The following is an 18498-nucleotide window of genomic DNA, read 5'->3' as shown; positions in this document are numbered from 1 at the left end:
CACTGCCCGTCCTAGTCCAGGAGTTCATCCAGGAATTGGGCGGGCAGTGCTATGTCGCCGGTATGTGCTGCGGCGGAAGGCATTTCGGCGCGCAGCACGCGCAGGATGGAGACCACGCCCGGGCCGGCGTCGAGGAGTGGCCTGGTCCAACCGAGTTCGGCACAGGTCGCGGCCGCGGGCAGCAGCAGGCCGGTGGCCTCGCCGACCCAGCCCGATGCGGCGAGGCATTCGGCGAGCAGCAGTGACGCGTCCAATTGAGCCCGGGGACGGCCCTTGTCGAGCATCCGGCCGTGCAGGGCGCGCGATCGGCGGACCGCGCGATCGTCCGAGCCGCTCCGGCCGTTGGCCAGCAGGGCGCGGATCGCCGCGACCTCCTCGGCCTCCGCGGTGAGCACGGCGGTGCCGGTTATCCGGTGGCCCGCATGCAGTGGCGCGGAAGGTGATTCGGCGCCCCCGAACTGACCGTCCGCCTCGTCCAGCGGCAAACCCAGCCGCAACCGTTCGGCACGGATGTGCGCGGCGAGCCGGAACAGCCTGTTGTCGTTGGCGATCCGCGCACCCTCGTCGAGCCGGGTCGCGGCCGTGAACAGGTCGCCGCGCACCGCCTTGACCCTGGCGCCGATGACGAAGGTCGAGATCAGGAAGTCCACCGGGCCGACCCTGGCGACCAGCTGATGACTCTCGTCGAGCAGCCGGTCGGCGGTGTCGAGATCGCCACGGCGGTAGTTCAATTCGCCGAGCATCGCCGAAGCCACCCGCAGCGAGTGCGAGCGCGGGCCGGACCGCTGCTCGGCCACCTGCCACGCCTGCTGGAAACACTCTGTCGCCGTGGGAATGTCGAGCTGCTCGTAGGCGGCGGCACCGCGCCCGCACAGGCCGAACACCGCGCCGAGCGGATCCTTGGACCGCGCATGGTAGGGCGCGGCCCAGTCCTGGATCTCGCGGGCGCCGTCGAAGTCGAACTCACACAGCCGCACGAACGAGGTCAGATTCGCCGCGGTCGACACGGTCCAGGCGGGCAGCTCGTCCGGCTTCTTCAGGCAGTCCGCGACCCGGTCGAGCACGCCGTCGGTGTGGTCGCGGGCGATCTGATCGGCGGCGCCGATCACGGCGGCCTGGCAGCGCTGCTGACTCACGTCCTCGTCGGTGGCCGAGCCGCGGGCCAGGATGTTCGACAGCCGGCCGAGCGCCGTCCGGGCCGCGCCGGACTGCTGCAGGTTCACGTTGGCCCTGGCCACCGCCATCAACAGCTTGGACCGCGAAGCCACCTGCTGCATCGGCAGTTTGGAGACCGAGCCGAGCAGCGTCGCGAGCCGGGACCGGTCGATCAGGTCCATGCCGCCGGTCTCGAGCAGATCGAGGGCCATCTTGAAATCGGTGGCGGCGAGCGCGTGATCGACCGATTTACGCAGCAGCTGATGCTCGGCGTACCAGCGGGCCGCCTTGCGGTGCAACGACTTCAGCCGACCCGGCTGGGCGCGTTCCAGTCGCGCCCGCAGATGCTCGGCGAACAGCGGCTGCATCCGGAACCACTCCGGGTCGTGCACGATCCGGCGCAGGAACAGCTCGCGCTGCTCGGCCTGCTCCAGCAGCTGCTCGGCGTCCGCGTCCTCGGACAGCGCCGCGGCCAGCGAGCCACACACCCGCTCGGTCACCGAGATCGACATCAGGAAGTCGAGCATCCTGGGTTCCAGTGTGTCCAAGACGTTTTCGGCGAGGTACTCGCGGATGCCGTGATTGCCCTCGGACAGATTGGCGATCAGCTGCGCCGGGTCGGCATTGCCGCGCAGCGACAGGCTGACCAGCTGGATGGCCGCGGGCCAGCCGTCGGTGGCCGCATGGATCTGCTCCACCTGGGTGTCGCTGAGCGGAAACCCGTGGTGCCGCACCAGGATCTCGCTGGTCTCCTCCGTGGTCAGGCGCAGCGCGGCCGAGCCGATCTCGACCAGTTCGTCGTGCACCCGCATCCGGCTGGTCGGCAGGCCGGACTGCTCCCGGCTCGTCACCACGAAGCGCAGATGGTGACATCCGTTGTCCAGCAACGCTTCCATCGCCCGGTGCGCGCCCGCGTCGGTGACCCGATGCCAGTCGTCGATGACCACGACGACCGTGCTGCCGCTGGCATGGATTTCGTCGATGAGCGTGGAGATCACGAAGGCGCCCGCGTCGGCCGGCCGTTCCTCGAGCGCCTGATCCAGGCCCGCGCCCACGTCCGGGCGGACCCGGCGGATCGCCTGGATGAGGTGGGCGAGGAACCAGATCTCGTTGTCGTCGTCACGATCGATGCCGATCCAGGCGACCGGGATGCCGCGGTCGGTCAGGTCGGTGCGCCACTGCGCGGCCACGGTGCTCTTGCCGAAACCGGCGGGCGCGTGGATCACGGCGAGCCTGCGCCTGCCGCCCGCCCGCAGGATGTCCAGCAGCCGCGGGCGCGGGACCGGGTCGCGGGCCGGGGTCGGCGGGCGGAACTTGGTGGCCGCGGTCGGCGGCAAGGTGGTGGCCGAGCCGGTGGTGCCTGCCTGCGGGGACAGCGCCGGGCGCAGCGTCAGCGGCCAGCTGCGCCGGGCCGTCACCGCGGGCCTGGACTTGGTCGAGGCCGAGGATTCGGGGGGATGCGCCATCGGCTCGGGCGCGGCGATGGTTTCCAGCAGCGCCATCTCGTCGGGCATCTGGTCGTGGTCGCGCTGCACCGTGCGCAGCAGCTGCCCGAAGTCGTAGGCCGAGGGCGGGCGCTCGTCGGGGTCGGTGGACATGGCCTGCTGGATCACGTCGGCCACGTCCGGTGGGATGTCGTGCGCGCGCAGATCGGGCACCGGCTGGGTGGTGATCCGCAGGAACTGCGCGACCACCTTCTCCCCCGCCTGCCGCTCGAACGCGGCGTGCCCGGTGAGCAGCGCGAACAGCGTCGCGCCGAGGCCGTAGACATCGGAGCGGATGGTCGGATCGTCGCCCTTGAGCACCTCCGGCGCGGTGAACGCGGGCGACCCGGTGATCAGGCTGCTGGAGGTCTGGAAACCGCCGGGGATCCTGGCGATGCCGAAGTCGGTCAGCTGCGGCTCACCGTAGCCGCTGAGCAGCACGTTGGCCGGTTTCACGTCGCGGTGCAGGATCTGGGCGCGATGGGCGCTCTCGATCGCGCCCGCCAGCTTCACCCCGGCCCGCAATGAATCGGCCCAGGTGAGCGGGCCCTGATCGCGGATCACCTGTTCCAGCGAGCCGCGGGTGCAGTACGGCATGACGATGAACGGCAGCCCGCTCAGCGTGACGTCCACCTGCAGGATGTCGACGATATTCGGGTGGCCGGACAGCCGGCCCATGGCCTGTTCCTCGCGCAGGAAGCGCTCGCGACTCTCCAGCTCGATCTCCGAGGAGAGCACCTTCACCGCGACCACCCGTTCCAGCGCCCGCTGGATACAGCGATAGACCACGCCGAAGCCGCCCCGACCGATCTCCTTCGCTTCCGACAGGCCCATCGCCTCCAGCTCGTCGGCGATCCCGATGAGCGGGTGGCGCTGGGTATCCGAGTCGGCCGGAGTCGAGTCCGGGCCGACTTCCCCCGTCTGCGTCCGTGGATTCACGTGACCACCTCGAACTCATATCGAATCGGCGTCACCGGCGACCAATAAGCGCGCCGACCGCCGGACATCACCCGAAACCCCGCGCGATGTCCGATATGTCTGCGCATACTCCAACGTAGCGCGGGCACGGCATCCGGTGGGAGAAGTTTCGGAACAGGATCTTTTCCACCTCCATCTTCCCCGTAATTCTCCCTGCTCAGCGCTCCAGCGCGGGCCTGGTGTCCGGTGCGATCAGGAACGAGATTCGTTCCATAACATTCTGACGCTTGGTGTTGTGGAAGGACGCAATTTCCCAGCGACCCGCCTGCCGGGTGGGTCAGCGCTGGGCGGCGGGGCGGGCGCCGGGGGCGAAGCGGAAGGTGAAGCGCTCCATGAGCTTCTTGCGCTTGGTGTTCTGGAAGCTGGCGATCAGCCACTGCCCGTCCTGGCGGACCAGCGTGTAGGTCTGCACCTTGCCCAACCGGTCCGGCGTCTTCGGGCTGCCCTTGTAGAGGTCGCCTCGGCTGTTGACCACCGCGGTGTCGGGTCCGTAGAGGCGGATGTCCACCACGTCCTCGGCCATCTTGGTGTCCTTCAGGAAGCTGCCGAACAGGGCGCGATGGGATTCGACGATGTCGGTGCGGCCCTGGAAGAGGGTGCCGAACCAGGCGGTGTAGGTGGCGTCCTCGGTGAAGACCGCGCCGTAGGCGTCGGCGTCGCCGCGACCCCAGGCCGCGACCATTTCGGCGAAGACGGTGCGGATTTCCTGGCCCTGCTGGTCGACGTTGTTGCTGCTCATAACGGCCTCCGTGGTAGATTCTCTTCTTAGAAGAGCTTTCTTCATTGGAGAAGTTTCTTCGTTGAGGAAGAGATTACGAGATGGAGGTCCGCCGTGTCAACACCCCCCGCGCGATCGGATGCGAGCAAGGTCTACCAGCGGTATTTGAGTGCGGTCATGCTGCATGGACAGGCCGGCGCGCGGGCCGTCGACCTGGGCGCGACCGATCTGTACGCGCTCAACATCCTGGAGCTGGCCGGGCCGATGACGCCGGGCGAACTCGGCACGCGCAGCGGATTGACCACCGGACCTACGACACGGCTGATCGACCGCCTGGAAGACGCGGGTTACGTGCGGCGCGTCCCGGTGCCCGGCGACCGGCGCAAGGTGCTCGTCGAATTGGTCGGCACACCAGCGGAATTGGACGCGGCGCTGGCCCCCGCCCGCCGCCGGATCGGCGAGATCGTCAGCGGCTACACCCCAGAACAGCGGGAGGTGCTGTTCGACTACTTCACCCGCGCCGCCGACGCCTTCCGCGACGCCACCGAAGACCTACGCGCCGACTGAACCCAGCGGGGCATGACATGCCGGCGCGCACGTTTCGTCCGGCCGCGCACGAGTTTGCCGACGATTTCGCGCGCGGCAGGCTGATTGGTGCGCGGCGGCCGTGAGCGACGCGGTCTAGCGGACGGCGAGGGCGATGAACTGGGTGATCTGGTTGTCGGCGAAGTTGTTGTCGCTCACCAGGATCAGGGTGCGTTCGCCGGAGGGGAGGCGTGGGCCCCAGGTCATGCCCTCGACATTGTCGATGGCGTGCAGGCCGACGTCGGCCAGGTCGACCAGCAGGCGCTTGGTGACCGGGCGGGCGTTGCCGAGCGGGGCGTCCAGCACGTTGGTGGCGGCACTCAGGTCGGCCTCGTAGATCCGGATCTTGTTACCGACGCCGAAGACGAAAGAGCGTTCCAGGACAAGGATCTTCGACGGGTCCACCGGGTCGGCGGCCAGGATCGAGGAGATGCCGTTCATGCCGAGATCGGGCTGGGGCCGGGACTCGGCGAACACCGGCTCCATCGGGTACGCGTACTGGGCGAGCAGCTGGCCGGACCGCGCCTGCACGGTGAGCCGCGAGGTCGCGCCCGCCGTCGTCGTGGCGAGCGGACCGTCCTGCAGCAGCGGAGCTTCCACCGAGGTCACGAACAGCGCACCACCGGCGGTGAACGTCGCGCCCTCCAGCGCCAGGTTCTGCCGAGGACCCGAATTCGGCTGCATCCGTTCGTTGTTCGGAATCGGAAGCTCGGCCGCGAAGGTACCGTCGGGTCGCGCGACCCGGACCGAGGGGTCGGCGAGCACCGTATCGGTGCGCTCACCCTCCTGCGTCCAGTAGTAGTCGCCGGTCCACGGGTCGACCCGAATCTCCTCGGGGTCCACCGACTTCGGGCCGTAGGCAGCGCCCCCGGCGGTCAGCAGCGGCCGGGTACCGGTGAAAGTCACCGGGCCGATACCGTTTTCGCCCACCGGGAAGCGAGCCGTGTAGAACCGGGCCGGATCGCGCTCCGAACGGTCGTCGCTGATCAGCACGTAATCGCCGGTGCGGGAATTGAAGTCGATCCCGGACAGGCCGCCGACCGCGGTGTCTTGGAAGACCAGATCGTTGGGCACCACCTGCTCGCCGAGCAGCCGGACCGCGGGGCGCGCGTCCGGCGCCGCGGCGGCGGGCGCTACGCCGAGCGCCACCGCGATGCTCGCGACCAACAGAGCTTGCCCACGTCGTGCCTGTCCACGTCTCACGCGCCTCACGCTATCCACAATGCGGTACCAACAGGTGAACAGCACCCGAATCCGCCGAACAGCCCCGAAAACGGCGAAAGCCCGCCACCGCGAAAGGCGGTGGCGGGCTTTACCGTTGGTGCCTACTTGCGCAGCGAGGCCGGAACCTCGAAACGCTCACCGTAGGTCTTGGCGAGCTCGTCGGCACGAGCCACGAAGCCCGCCTGACCGCCCGGGTAACCGACGATGAACTGGTGCACACCACCGGTCCAGGCCGGGTAGCCGATGCCGAAGATCGAGCCTATGTTGGCGTCGGCGGTGGTCTCCAGCACACCCTCGTCGAAACACTTCTGGGTCTCGATCGCCTCGATGAACAGCATGCGGTCGATCAGATCCTGCAGCGGGACAGTGAAGTCCGCCGTGGTCTTGAAGTGATCGCGCAGGCCCTGCCAGATGCCGGTGCGCTTGCCGTCTTCGTCGTACTCGTAGAAGCCGGCCTTCTCCAGGCGACCCGGACGACCCTCGGACACCAGGTAGTCGATGACGTCCTGGGCCGGGTGCCGCTTCTTGCCCATGGTGGTGTCGCCGTGCTCGGCGGCCTCCTGGGTCTCCTTGGCGATCTTCTGCATGAGCTTGAGGTTCAGCTCATCCGACAGCTGCAACGGCGCGGCCGGGTAGCCGGCCTGCAGACCGGCCTGCTCGATGGTCGCGGGCTCGATGCCCTCGGTGAGCATCGAGATGGCCTCGTTGACGAAGGTGCCGATCACCCGCGAGGTGAAGAAGCCACGGCTGTCGTTGACGACGATCGGGGTCTTCTTGATCGCGAGGGTGTAGTCGAACACCCGCGCCAGCGCCTCGGGCGAGGTCTTCTCGCCCTTGATGATCTCCACCAGCGGCATCTTGTCGACCGGCGAGAAGAAGTGGATGCCGATGAAGTCTTCCTGGCGCTTCACCCCGTCGGCCAGGCCGGTGATCGGCAGGGTCGAGGTGTTCGAGCCCAGCAGCGCGTCCGGGGTGACGATGTCCTCGATCTCCTGGAACACCTTGTGCTTGAGCTCGGTGTTCTCGAAGACGGCCTCGATCACGAAGTCCACGCCGTCGAAGTCCTTGGCGTCGGCGGACGGGGTGATCCGCGCCAGCAGCGCCTTGGACTTCTCCTCGGTGGTCTTGCCCCGCGAGAGGGCCTTGGCCTCGATCTTCTCGGAGTAGTTCTTGCCGCGCTCGGCCGCCTCGATGGTGACGTCCTTGAGCACGACGTCGTAGCCCGCCTTCGCGGAGACGTACGCGATGCCCGCGCCCATCATGCCCGCGCCGAGCACGCCGATCTTCTTGATGTCCTTCTTCGGCACATCGTTCGGCCGCGAGCCGCCGTTGTTGATGGACTGCAGGTCGAAGAAGAACGCTTGAATCATGTTCTTCGCGACCGGGCCGGTGAGCAGGTGCACGAAGTAGCGCGACTCGATGAGCGAGGCGTTGTCGATGTCGACCTGCGCGCCCTCGACCGCGGCGGACATGATCGCCCGCGGCGCAGGCATGTTGGTGCCCTTGAGCTGCTTACGCAGGTTGGCCGGGAACGCGGGCAGGTTCGCCGCGAAGGCCGGGGTGGACGGGGTGCCGCCGGGGATCTTGTAGCCCTTCTTGTCCCACGGCTGCACGCCACCCTCGGGGTTGGCCTTGATCCACGCCTTGGCGGCGGGCACCAGTTCCTCGACCGAGCCGACGACCTCGTTGATCAGGCCGATCTCCTTGGCCTTGCCCGGGCGGTACTTGTTGCCCTGCAACAGCACCTGCATGAGGGCGTTCTGCAGGCCGAGCATGCGCACGGTGCGGGTGACGCCACCACCGGCGGGCAGCAGGCCGAGGCTGACCTCGGGCAGGCCGAGCTGCACGCCCGGCACGTCGGCGGCGATCCGGTAGTGGGTCGCCAGCGTGATCTCCAGGCCACCGCCGAGCGCGGCGCCGTTGATGGCGGCGACGACCGGCTTGCCGAGGGTCTCCAGGCGGCGCAGCGCGTCCTTGATGGTGAAGAGCTCTTCCATCACGCCCTGGCCGTCGCCCGGGCCGACCTGCATCATGTTCTTCAGGTCGCCACCCGCGAAGAAGGTCTTCTTCGCCGAGGTGATCACCACGCCGGTGATGTTGTCCTTCTCGGCCTCGAGCTTCTCGACGGTCGCGGTCATCGACGTCTTGTACAGCTCGTTCATCGTGTTGGCGCCCTGGTTCGGGTCGTCCATCGTCAGCGTGACGATGCCGTCCGAATCCTGCTCCCAACCGATCATGTTGGTTTCGCTCACAGCTCTGTGTCTCCTTGAATTCTCAGCTGTCGGTTGGGGTTTAGACGCGCTCGATGATGGTCGCCACGCCCATGCCGCCGCCGATGCACAGGGTGATCAGCGCGTAGCGGCCGTTGCGGCGCTCCAGCTCGTCGACCATGGTGCCGGTGATCATCGCGCCGGTGGCACCCAGCGGGTGGCCCATCGCGATCGCGCCACCGTTGACGTTCAGCTTCTCGTCCGGGACGTTCAGGTCCTTCTGGAACTTCAGCACGACGGAGGCGAACGCCTCGTTGATCTCGACGAGGTCCATGTCCTCGATCGTCAGGCCCGCCTTGGCCAGCGCCTTCTTGGCGGCCGGGGTGGGGCCGGTCAGCATGATGGTCGAGTCGGCGCCGCTGGTCGCGGTCGCGACGACGCGCGCACGCGGGGTCAGGCCGGACGCCTTGCCCGCCTCTTCGGTGCCGACGAGCACCAGCGCGGCACCGTCGACGATGCCCGAGCTGTTGCCACCGTGGTGCACGTGGTTGATCTTCTCGACGAAGTAGAACTTCTGCAGCGCGACGGCGTCGAAGCCACCCATCTCACCGATCACGGCGAAGGACGGGTTGAGCTTGGCCAGGTCCTCGGCGGTGGTGCCGGGACGCATGTGCTCGTCCTTGTCCAGCACGATGATGCCGTTCTGGTCCTTGACCGGGACGACCGACTTGGCGAAGTAGCCGCCGGTGGTGGCCTTGGCCGCCAGCTCCTGCGAGCGCACCGCGTAGGCGTCCACGTCATCGCGGCTGAAGCCCTCGATGGTGGCGATCAGGTCGGCCGAAACACCCTGCGGCACAAAGTAGGTGTCGTAGTTGGTGGCCGGGTCGAGCGCCCACGCGCCGCCGTCGGAGCCCATCGCCACGCGGGACATGGACTCGACGCCGCCGGCGAGGACGAGGTCGTCGAAGCCGGAGCGCACCTTCTGCGCGGCCAGGTTGACGGCCTCGAGGCCGGAGGCACAGAACCGGTTGAGCTGGAAGCCGCCGACGGTGTCGGGCAGGCCCGCCACGGTCACCGCGGTGCGGGCGATGTCCATGCCCTGGTCACCGACGGGGCTGACGACACCGAGGATCAGATCCGAGATCCGGTCTTCGTCGAGGTTCGGAAAGCGGCCGCGCAGCTCCTGGATCAGACCAACAGTCAAGTCGATCGGCTTGACCGAATGCAGCGAGCCGTTCTTCTTGCCGCGGCCGCGCGGAGTGCGGATGGCCTCGTAAATGTAGGCCTCTGTGGTCATATCGGAGTGTTCCTTCCTTAAAGGTGCGGCGGCCGGACGTCGTCCGTCCGAGCGCTCTGTGCAACGGCACCGCATACTGCGGTTTCACTGCGGATAACCTCGCCGACCAGTCCTGTGACCGACCGTCCTGACGCTGTACAAAACGCGGCATGCGACGGCGGACGCAGGTTCCGATCGCCCATACGCCTGGGCATACCATAGAACCTCGTCGTACCGGAGCTCACGGCCACCCGTTCATACTACCGTGGTGTGCGAACTCCGGTTAACTTAACGTCCTGGCGGCGGTGCTTGTCAACCACTCAGCCGTGTGGCACCGAGCTCACTCTTCAGCAATTCGAGGGCAGTCTCGTCGGGGTCGCGCCGATCCTCCGGCGCCACCGGGACCGCCGCGGCCCGGATCATCTCCTCTTCGTCCTCCGGCGTGGTCTCCGGTACCGCGCCGTCGGCGGTCCGGCCGACGCCGCCGCCTGTCCCGTTGCCGACCTGGGATTGCGCCGACTCGGGCGGCGCTGAATCAAAAGGGCCGGGATCGTCCGGTAGATCGGGAAAGTCGGGCGGCGGAATATCGTCGTCGCCGAACGAACGCGGCTTGTTCGCCGCCGCCGACTGGTCCGCCGCGGCGTTCTTGGCCTGGCTCGGCCGCGAGAAACGCGGTGGCGCAGGCGCATCCGAGCCACGCCCGGCCGCGTTGCCGGATTCACGCCCGGCCGGTTGCGCGGCACCGCGCTGAGGTTTCGTGGCCGCGCCGGCCCGCGGTGTCGCCGCAGGTCGCGCGGCGGCACCGCCCGCTTCCCAGCGCACGTCGTGCTCGCGGCCGAGCACCGCGTGGACTGCGGAACGCACCGCGTCCAGGTTGCGCGGGTCCGAGAGTCGCTGCGCCAGCGGCGCGTGCTGATGCGCGAACACGATGGTGTCGCCCTCGATGCGCGATACCGAGGCACCGGCCAGCATCGCCTGCACGGCGGCGCCGAACTCGCGCACCTTGGCCCGAATATCCGCCCAGGCAGCCTCGACCTCGCGCAGCAGATCCGCGTTCGGCCCGGTGGGCGCGGCCGACGGTTCCGGCTCGGCCACCGGATCGGGTTGTGCGGTATCGGCGGACGGCTGAGCAGCGGACGGCGCAGGCTCCGGTTGGGCAGGGGCGACCTGCGCGGCGGGCGCCGGCGCCTGCTCCGCAACCTCCCCGCCAACCGAATCATCGGCGGAAACCGCCTGCGCCGCTTGGCCTTCGGTCGCTGCTACGGCCGGAACGGACTCGCGCGAACTCGCCGGAACTTGCTCCGGCGCGGCAGCCGTCCGACTCGGCTCGAGCGCAGCGGCACCAGCGGATTCGGGCTCGGCCTCGGCGGAAGTCGGCGCGCTCGGTCGATCGACCGAGCTGTCCGACGCGACGGCACCAGGATCCGCGCCGGCAGCAACGCCGACGACCGCGGATCGGGTTGCCTCGGCCTCGTCGATCCCCTCGTCACCGTGAGCAGGCTGGGCACCACTCTCGGCCGAAGCACTCGAGCCCGTCGGAGCGGGCTGCGCTTGCGCCGCCTCGCCACCCACCTCATGGTCGCTCCGCGCACCTGCATCGCTCGCGGCCGGGGCCGGGGCAGCGGAAGTTTCGCCACGCGATCCGGCTCCCGCGCTGTCGTCAGTTGCCTGAGCGGCACCTCCCGTGGTCTCACGGCGGATCGCGGCCAACGCCTCCGCGCCGCGTCGACGGGTCGACTCGCCCGATGTGGTGGCGGGCGCGACTCGCGGCGCAGCTGCGGCGGGTGCTGCGGCAACAGGCGCCGACCCCGACGATGGCGCAGGTACGGCGGCGATCACCCCACCCGCGAACCCGCGCTCGAGCCGCTCCAACCGCTGCAAGGTCGCGGATTCCGCATCCGATACCGACGGCAGCAGCATGCGCGCGCAGACGACCTCGAGCAGCAGCCTTGGTGACGTCGCGCCGCGCATTTCGCCGAGCGCCTCGTGCAGCAACTCCGCATACCGAGCCAACGTGGCCGGGCCGAGTCGCCCGGCCTGCTCGCTCATCCGATCGAGCACATCCTCCGGCCCGGAGACCAACCCGCGCTGGATGGCGTCGGGGACCGCGCGCATCAGGATCAGGTCGCGCAATCGCTCGAGCAGGTCGACGGCGAAGCGGCGCGGATCGTGCCCCGCCTCCATCACCCGGTCGACCGTGCCGAACAGTTCCGCGCCGTCGTTGTCGGCCAGCGCGCCGACCGCATCGTCGATCAGCGCGACATCGGTGACGCCGAGCAGCGATACCGCCCGCGAATAGGTGACGCCCTCGGGACCGGCACCGGCCAGCAGCTGGTCGAGCACGCTGAGGCTGTCGCGCGGCGAGCCACCGCCCGCGCGAATCACCAAGGGGTACACCGCCTCTTCGACGGTGACCTGCTCCTGGTCGCAGATCTTGCCGAGCAGTCCGCGCATGGTCGCGGGCGGCAGCAAGCGGAACGGGTAGTGGTGGGTGCGCGAGCGGATGGTCGGCAGCACCTTGTCCGGCTCGGTGGTGGCGAAGATGAAGATCAGGTGGGCCGGCGGCTCCTCGACGATCTTCAGCAGCGCGTTGAAGCCCGCCGTGGTGACCATGTGCGCCTCGTCGACGATGAACACCCGGTAGCGGGATTCGGCGGGCGCGTAGAAGGCGCGGTCGCGCAGTTCGCGGGTGTCGTCGACGCCGCCGTGACTCGCGGCGTCGAGTTCGATCACGTCCAGGTTGCCCGGGCCGCCGGGGCCGAGCGCGACGCAGGACGGGCAGACGCCGCACGGCGTCGAGGTCGGGCCTTGCACGCAGTTCAGCGACCGCGCCAGGATGCGCGCCGACGACGTCTTGCCACACCCCCGCGGTCCGGAGAACAGGTAGGCATGACTGATCCGGCCGGTATCAAGGGCGATGCTCAGCGGGTCGGTGACGTGCTCCTGACCCACTACCTCAGCGAACGTTGCCGGTCGGTACTTCCGGTACAGAGCCACGGCCAGAGGTTACCGGCGCGCACCGACAAAGAACATTCCCGCTGCGCGCCGGGCCCGGCGCGGCGAAACAGCGCCAGCGCAGATCTCGATATGTGATCCAAATCACAAGATTCCGGAGCCCTTCTTAACCCCCACTGACCGATAGCGACAGCGGCAACGTATGAGCTAACGCTGACGAAGCACCGGTCGAAGGCGGGAAAATACCGCCCAATTCCCCCTTGTAAACCGGAAAATATGTACCTATTCCCCGATTTACCGCAGGTTTGTGGAGATAACGAAAGCGTCAACGAGGGTGACACCGACGCAATCGGCTGGCTACCGTGGCAATCGGCAACTTCGGTAGCCAAACCTTCATCAGGTTGGTTGCCCCGGCCGGTCCCTCATCCCGACCGGGGCACAACCAAAGTTCCCGCACCGCCAAGTTCCAGCGCAACCGAGTTCCACATCCATCGGAGGAACTTCTCACCGTGCAAACGCCTGATGACATCGCCACCGCGTTGCTTTCCAGCACCGACTTCGCCGGCGATCGCTCCGCGGTAGACCTGCTCAGCCGCGCGATCAGCCCGCAGGACTTCGCGATCAAACGCGACTCACTCCCGGTAGCCGCCGCGGCCGATCCCGCCACCTCCGCCGCCATCCTCGAGCTCCTCGAACGCGGCCAGGTGCCCACGATGGCCGCCATCCGCACCCTCACCGCGCAGAACGAGATGCGCCGCGAGGCCGAACGCATCGAGCGCCTCGGCCGCCGCGCCCAGCGCAGCATCGACGACTTCGGCCGCGCACTGGCCACCCTGGCCGACGCCCACTGGACCGCGCACGGCATCGGCCCCACCCGGCGCGACGTGCTGTCCTCCGAACAGGTCATGTCGCTGATCCGGACCCGCATCGGCGACATCGCCCCCGCGGCGGTGAAACACCTCTGGCTGATCGAGCGCGCCCAGCGGGCCGGCTGGATCGCCTCCAACGCCAACGCCGGATCACTGTGCGCCGGACGGCGTTTCCACTCCGATCAGTACGGCAACCGGGTCTCGCTGCGCCCGGTCAACACGATCGGCACCGCGGTGGCCGCCTACCTCGGCGACTACCTGACCGAGCACGATCGCGCCCCGCGCTGGTCCACCGTCGCCCAGGAACTGCGCGACGATCGCGGCCGCCGGGTCTTCCACAACACCGCCGACGCCCGCGTCCAGGAACTGTGGCTGACCACCGCCGAATGGGTGGCCATCCAGGACGAGCTGCCCGTCCCCGGCAAACGTGGTCAGCGCGCGATCGCCCGCAAGTCGCGCGGCTGATCGGTCGCCGCCGAACGGCGTCCCTCGGCAAACATCCCATGTCCGGACTTGCGCGCAACTCGTAGACCAGCGCAAATCCGGCGGTGAGCATTCGGTAATTTCCTTGCAACGCACCTTGCGTGGAAGGAGCTCCTCGTGTCCACACCCCTGGATCCCGCGGCCACCGCCTGGCTGCTCATCAGCACGGCCCTGGTGCTGCTGATGACACCGGCGCTCGCGCTGTTCTACGGCGGGATGGTGCGCTCGACCGGCGTGCTCAACATGCTGATGATGAACTTCATCGCGATCCCGCTGGTGACCGTCGCCTGGCTGCTGTTCGGCTACAGCCTGGCCTTCAGCGACGACGCGGGCGGCGGCCTGATCGGCAATCTCGATCACCTCGCCATGGCCAACATCGATCCGAGCACCCTGCACGGCGCCGTGCCGGAACTGCTGTTCGCCACCTTCCAGCTGACCTTCGCGATCCTGACCGCGGCGCTGGTCAGCGGTGCGATCGCGGACCGCGCGAAATTCGCCGCGTGGATGATCTTCGTGCCGGTCTGGGCGCTGGTGGTCTACGCCCCGATCGCGCACTGGGTGTGGGGCCCGGACGGCTGGCTCGCCTCCTTCGGCGTGCTGGATTACGCGGGTGGCCTGGTCGTCGAGATCGCTTCCGGCGCTTCGGCACTCGCGCTCGCCCTGGTGCTCGGCCCGCGCATCGGTTTCAAGACCGACGCGATGCGTCCGCACAACCTGCCGTTCGTGCTGCTCGGCGCCGGCCTGCTGTGGTTCGGCTGGTTCGGCTTCAACGCCGGTTCCGCGCTGTCCGCGAATGGTGTTGCGGCGGCGGTCTTTCTGAACACCCTGGTGGCGGGCTGCCTCGGCATGCTCGGCTGGCTCGCGGTCGAGCAGATCCGCGACGGCAGGCCGACCACCTTCGGCGCGGCGTCCGGCGTGGTGGCCGGCCTGGTCGCGATCACGCCGTCCTGCGGATCGGTGAACACGCTCGGCGCGCTGATCGTCGGGCTCACCGCCGGCGTAGTGTGTTCGTTCGCGGTCGGCTGGAAATTCAAGGCGGGCTATGACGATTCGCTCGACGTGGTCGGCGTGCACTTCGTCGGCGGCATCGTCGGCACGGTGCTGATCGGCCTGCTCGCCACCCAGGTGATGACCGGCGGGGTCGAGGGGCTGTTCTTCGGCGGCGGACTCGCGCAGCTCGGCAAGCAGCTGGTCGGCGTGCTCGTCGTCGCGGCGTTCGCGTTCGTGGTGACCTTCGCGGTCGGCAAGCTCATCGATCGCACCATCGGCTTCCGGGTGAGCCGCGAAGAGGAGACCGCGGGCATCGACTTCGCGCTGCACGCCGAGACCGCCTACGCCGAGGGCGTGCACGGCCACTCGCCGCGCCGGTTCGGCGAGGGGCACTTCGGCCAGGGCCAGCTAGGTGACCGGGATCACTGAACGCTCGGCGGTTCCCTCTGTTCGTGCGGGGTTAACGGCGTTACGCTAACGCCGTTAACATACTGCGCCGAGCGAGGGAGCCGCGCGTGCTGATTCGGATTGCCCAGATCGTCACCCGGTATCCCCGGGCGATCCTGCTCGCCGCGGCGGCACTCGCGATCCTCTGCGGCGTGTTCGGCGCGACGGCGGCGTCGCATCTGAAGGCCGCCGGATTCACCTCGCCCGACGCCGAGTCGTCCCAGGTCGCGCGGCTGCTCGCGGACAATTTCGACGGGGCGGCACCGAACTACGTGCTGCTGGTCAGTTCGGACGCGGGCGCCGACGCACCGGCCACCCGCGCGGTCGGCCTGCACCTGACCGACACATTGCGGGCCCGCGGCGACGTCAAGGGCGTGCAATCGTACTGGACCGCGCCGCCCGCGGTGGCGTCCGCACTGCGCAGCACCAACGGCAAGGAAGCCCTGGTCTTCGCCTACCTGACCGGCGACGACACCCAATCCCAGGTGGCCGCGGGCGAGCTCACCGAGCAGCTCACCGGAACCACCGACGGCATCACCGTCCGGCAGAGCGGCACCGCAGCCGTCTTCCACGATGTGAACAAGCAGATCACGCACGACCTCGCCCTCGCGGAGGGCGTCGCGATCCCGGTCTCGCTGGTCGTGCTCGTGCTGGTGTTCGGCAGCCTGATCGCCGCCGCGCTGCCGCTGACCGTCGGCCTCTTCGCCATCCTCACCACCCTGGCGATCCTGCGAATGTTCACGTTGATCACCGACGTGTCCATTTACGCGCTGAACATGACCACCGCGATGGGTCTCGCGCTGGCGATCGACTACAGCCTGTTCATTGTCAGCCGGTACCGCGAGGAGCTCGCCAACGGCCTCGAACCGGTGGCCGCCACCATTCGCGCGGTACAGACCGCGGGCCGCACGGTGCTGTATTCCGCACTGACCGTTGCCCTTTCGCTGGCCGTGCTGAGCATCTTCGACATCTACTTCCTGCGCTCGTTCGCCTATGCCGGCGTCGCGGTGGTCGCCGCCGCGGCCGCGGCGGCGATCCTGATCCTGCCCGCCGCGCTGGTGCTGCTCGGGCACCGGGTGAACTCGCTCGACATCCGAGTTCCGTTGCGCCGCTTGTTCGGTCGCTCGGCTCCCGATCCGCTGACGCCGCAGGTGCCGGAGCAGAGCCGGTGGTACCGGATGGTGACCTGGGTGACCGGGCATGCCATCCCGGTCGCGGTGCTGCTCGTCGCGCTGTTCCTCGCGCTCGGATCGCCGTTCCTCTCCGTGAGATTCGGCTATCCCGACGACCGGGTGCTGCCGACCAGCGCCGCCACCCGCCAGGTCGGTGACGTGCTGCGGGCCGAGTTCCCCGCGGCCAACGCGGGCAACAACACCACCGTCGTGCTGGATGGGTATCGCGGCGGCCAAGGGCCGCTCGGCGACTACGCCAAGGGACTGTCCAAAGCGGACGGTGTCTCGGCGGTGCTGTCCAGTGCGGGCGTCTACATCAAGGGCGGCCGAGTCGCCAATGGCCCGGCCGGAATGGCAAACAGCACAGGCGAATACATCAATATCGCGACCAGGGTCGACCCGTTCTCCCCGGCGGGCGAGGCACAGTTACGCGAGCTGCGCGCCGTGCCCGCCCCGGGCGAGACACTGTTCGGCGGCGGCGCGGCGATCAATGCCGATGCCCTCGACTCGCTCGGCAAACGGCTGCCGCTGGCCATCGCGCTGATCGCGCTCGCCACCTTCGTGGTGCTGTTCCTTTTCACCGGCAGCCTGCTACTGCCGCTGAAAGCCATTGTCCTCAATACGCTTTCGCTGGCCGCCGCGTTCGGCGCGATGGTCTGGATCTTCCAGGACGGTCACCTGTCCGGCCTGCTCGGCTTCACCCCGGTCGGCTATATGACGCCGACGATGCCGATCCTGATGTTCTGCCTCGCGTTCGGCATGTCGATGGACTACGAGGTGTTCCTGCTCTCCCGCATTCGCGAGGAATGGCTCGCCTCCGGCCGGGTCGTCGACGGCGTCACCGTGCGCACCGCGCAGGACAACGTGCACGCCGTCGCCGTCGGCGTCGCGCGAACCGGCCGGATCTTCACGGCCGCAGCGCTTCTCATGGCCATCGTGATGGGCGCGATGATCACCTCGAAGGTGTCGTTCATCCAGCTGATGGGCCTCGGTTTAACCTTGACCGTGCTCGCCGACGCCACCCTGATCCGCACCATGCTCGCACCAGCCTTGATGAAGCTGATGGGCACCTGGAACTGGTGGGCGCCCGCGCCGCTGGCCCGGCTGCATGCCCGAATCGGGTTGCGCGAGGACGTCGATCCCGATCCCACCGAGCGGGTACTGGCCGGGCACGAATGATCGGTCCGGGCAGGTCGCGCTCGGCCCGCGGCACCGGCGCTCAGTTGCGTGCCGAAATCCTCGACGCGGCAGGAGAATTGCTGGCCCGTACCGGGCACGCCGACGCGGTGTCGATCCGCGAGATCAGCAGGCGGGTCGGCGTCAGCGCGCCGTCGATCTACCGGCATTTCGCCGACAAGGACGAGCTCATCGAGGCCGTGGTGGTGCGGGTCTTCGAGGATCTGGACGCCGCGATCGCCGCCGAGTCCGATCCATCGGTCTCGCCGATCACGCGGCTGTGCGAGCAGGGGCTGGCCTACGTCCGGTTCGCCAGGGAGCACCCCGAGCAGTATCGGCTGGCGACCATCCCATCCATGTCCGGCGGCGCGGTGGATCAGGTGCTCGGCAGCGGTGCGTTCCTGCGTTTCGCGCGAACGGTGCAGGAATGCATGGACGCGGGGGTGATCACCCCGGGTGACCCGCTGCCCGTCGTGCTCGACCTGTGGGCCGCCGCGCACGGTATCGCTTCACTGCTGATCGCCAAACCGTTTATCCCGTGGGGCGATACCGAAGTGGTGGCGAACCGGGTGCTGCGGGCCGCGTGCATCGGCCATGTGGTGGTGGACATGATCGGTACCGATGCGGCACCGGACGAGGCCGCGGTGTGGCTCGACGACTTGCGCCGCAAACTCTGACCCACTCGCCGCGGTGTCGTCCATTGGAATCTGCCTGCGTTTTTCCCTCGTTCTCCTGGGCTTTCTCCTCGATGCTTTGCCTCGACAGAGCCATCTAGA

The 18498-nt window shown here is 68.5% G+C and carries 11 protein-coding genes; 5 read left to right on the top strand and 6 right to left on the bottom strand.

Features of this window, described 5'->3' with window-relative positions:
- Positions 1-11 precede the first annotated feature (11 nt).
- Together ACFWF1_RS04530 and ACFWF1_RS04525 are read right to left on the bottom strand one after the other, a co-directional pair.
- Positions 12-3578: a protein kinase gene (locus tag ACFWF1_RS04530; RefSeq protein ID WP_379281841.1), complete on the bottom strand. Its 3567-nt coding sequence runs from the start codon at positions 3576-3578 to the stop codon at positions 12-14.
- Positions 3579-3894: 316 nt separating this feature from the next.
- Complete coding sequence (locus ACFWF1_RS04525) at positions 3895-4356, bottom strand: SgcJ/EcaC family oxidoreductase (RefSeq protein ID WP_379281840.1); 462 nt, start codon at positions 4354-4356, stop codon at positions 3895-3897.
- Positions 4357-4449: 93 nt separating this feature from the next.
- On the opposite strand from ACFWF1_RS04525, the gene ACFWF1_RS04520 reads away from it, so the two are divergent.
- On the top strand, positions 4450-4902 hold the full coding sequence (locus tag ACFWF1_RS04520) for a MarR family winged helix-turn-helix transcriptional regulator (protein ID WP_379281839.1): 453 nt from the start codon (positions 4450-4452) through the stop codon (positions 4900-4902).
- Positions 4903-5016: 114 nt separating this feature from the next.
- On the opposite strand, the gene ACFWF1_RS04515 is transcribed toward ACFWF1_RS04520, so the two are convergent.
- From ACFWF1_RS04515 to ACFWF1_RS04500, 4 genes are all read right to left on the bottom strand, one after another.
- On the bottom strand, positions 5017-6123 hold the full coding sequence (locus tag ACFWF1_RS04515; RefSeq protein WP_379281838.1) for an esterase-like activity of phytase family protein: 1107 nt from the start codon (positions 6121-6123) through the stop codon (positions 5017-5019).
- 122 nt (positions 6124-6245) lie between these two features.
- A complete protein-coding gene (locus ACFWF1_RS04510) occupies positions 6246-8396 on the bottom strand; it encodes a 3-hydroxyacyl-CoA dehydrogenase NAD-binding domain-containing protein (RefSeq protein WP_379281837.1) in 2151 nt (716 codons plus the stop codon).
- A gap of 40 nt (positions 8397-8436) precedes the next feature.
- The gene (locus ACFWF1_RS04505; RefSeq protein WP_357379893.1) at positions 8437-9651 is read right to left on the bottom strand and encodes an acetyl-CoA C-acetyltransferase; all 1215 of its coding nucleotides are present in this window, start codon (positions 9649-9651) and stop codon (positions 8437-8439) included.
- Positions 9652-9942: 291 nt separating this feature from the next.
- Positions 9943-12627: a DNA polymerase III subunit gamma and tau gene (locus tag ACFWF1_RS04500; protein ID WP_379281836.1), complete on the bottom strand. Its 2685-nt coding sequence runs from the start codon at positions 12625-12627 to the stop codon at positions 9943-9945.
- A 467-nt stretch (positions 12628-13094) separates the two neighbouring features.
- Here ACFWF1_RS04500 and ACFWF1_RS04495 point away from each other — a divergent pair, with 467 nt between their 5' ends.
- The 4 genes from ACFWF1_RS04495 (at position 13095) to ACFWF1_RS04480 (ending at position 18399) form a co-directional block, all read left to right on the top strand.
- Positions 13095-13919 (top strand): hypothetical protein, encoded by an 825-nt coding sequence (locus tag ACFWF1_RS04495; RefSeq protein WP_379281835.1) that lies wholly within the window; start codon positions 13095-13097, stop codon positions 13917-13919.
- 135 nt (positions 13920-14054) lie between these two features.
- Entirely contained in the window at positions 14055-15356 is a 1302-nt protein-coding gene (locus tag ACFWF1_RS04490) for an ammonium transporter (RefSeq protein WP_379281834.1), read from the top strand.
- An 86-nt stretch (positions 15357-15442) separates the two neighbouring features.
- The gene (locus tag ACFWF1_RS04485; RefSeq protein ID WP_379281833.1) at positions 15443-17725 is read left to right on the top strand and encodes an MMPL family transporter; all 2283 of its coding nucleotides are present in this window, start codon (positions 15443-15445) and stop codon (positions 17723-17725) included.
- Positions 17722-18399 (top strand): TetR/AcrR family transcriptional regulator, encoded by a 678-nt coding sequence (locus ACFWF1_RS04480; RefSeq protein WP_379281832.1) that lies wholly within the window; start codon positions 17722-17724, stop codon positions 18397-18399. Before ACFWF1_RS04485 ends, ACFWF1_RS04480 begins: the two co-directional genes overlap by 4 nt.
- Positions 18400-18498 lie beyond the last annotated feature (99 nt).

It is taken from the genome of Nocardia sp. NPDC060255 (assembly GCF_042727395.1).
Classification (GTDB): Bacteria; Actinomycetota; Actinomycetes; order Mycobacteriales; family Mycobacteriaceae; genus Nocardia.
The sequence above is the reverse complement of the archived record's forward strand: the minus strand, read 5'-3'. Positions and strand labels throughout refer to the sequence as shown.